At 61.1% G+C, this 1,273-nt stretch carries 1 pseudogene; it reads right to left on the bottom strand.

Going from position 1 to position 1,273, the window contains the following annotated elements:
• Positions 1 to 1,273 (bottom strand): annotated as a pseudogene (locus tag RCCGE510_RS32320) (DEAD/DEAH box helicase family protein); the annotation flags it as partial.

Below are 1,273 nucleotides of genomic sequence, written 5' to 3' on the forward strand. Positions count from 1 at the left end.
GAACATGGCGATCAGCTCGGGGACGTTGACGAAGCTCGCGAAACGCGAGATGGGCTTATACTTTCCTGATGGCTGCAGTTCGAGCTCGGTGGTCGTGTCGCCGAAGGTCGACGCCCATGCGTCGAATTCATGCAGTCCGCGCTCCATCAGTGCTGCATGATCCATCAGCCGCTGCACGGTGAACATTTCGCCGAGGGTATTGGTGATCGGCGTGCCGGAGGCGAGCACCAGCGCCCGGCCCGGGTTCTTGGTCTCGATGAAGCGGGATTTGACATAAAGATCCCAGGCGCGCTGCGAACCGTTCGGATCGACGCCTTTCAAGGTCGACATGTTGGTGGCGAAGGAGAGCTTTCTGAACTCCTGCGCCTCATCGACGACGATCTGATCGACACCGATCTCGGCGATGGTCAAGAGATCGTCTTGCGGGTCGAGAGCGCTGCCAGCCGCTCCTGCAGACCCTCTTTCAGCCGCTCGAGCCGCTTGCGCGAAACACGGTCCTCGCTTTCGACTTTGGTGAGGAGCGTCTCGTAGAGTTCGAGTTCGTCATGGATCATCTGCTGCTCGAAGGCCGAGGGAATGCCGATAAACCGGAAGGCGGAATGGGTGATGATGATCGCATCCCAGGTGGCGGTTGCGGCGCGCGACAGGAAGCGCGCGCGCTTGTCCTTCAAAAAATTGGTTTCGTCGGCGACGAGAATGCGGGCGTTCGGATAGATCGCCAGGAACTCGCGGGCGGCCTGCGCCAGGCAATGTCCGGGCACGACCAGCATCGCCTTGGCAACCAGACCGAGACGCCGCTGTTCCATGATCGCTGCGGCAAAGGTCATCGTCTTGCCGGCGCCGACGGCATGGGCCAGATAGGTCGATCCAGCCGCTATGATCCGCCAGATGCCGCGCTTCTGGTGCGGGTAGAGGTCGAAGGCTGCCGAGGCCCCCGGCAGTTTCAGGTGAGACCCGTCGAATTGGTGTGGAGCGATATTGTTAAAGCGGTCGTTATAGACCCGTGCCAGCCGATCGGTGCGATCAGGGTCGGACCAGACCCAGCTCTGAAACCTGGTCTTGATCTTCGTAAGCTTCTCCTTGGCGGCTTCTGTGTCGATGACGTTCAGCACCCGACGCTCGCTATCGCCCTCCCGGATTGTATCGAAAATCTGCGGTACGCGGCTGTTCAGAGCATCGGCCAGCAGCTCGCCGGCATGCCGGCGATCGGTACCCCATTCCGAGGTTCCAGCTGCGATGTAGCCGAGTTGGCGCGCCTCGACGGTCCACGAGG

The sequence above is a fragment of the Rhizobium sp. CCGE 510 genome (assembly GCF_000292525.1).
In the GTDB taxonomy this organism is placed as follows: Bacteria; Pseudomonadota; Alphaproteobacteria; order Rhizobiales; family Rhizobiaceae; genus Rhizobium.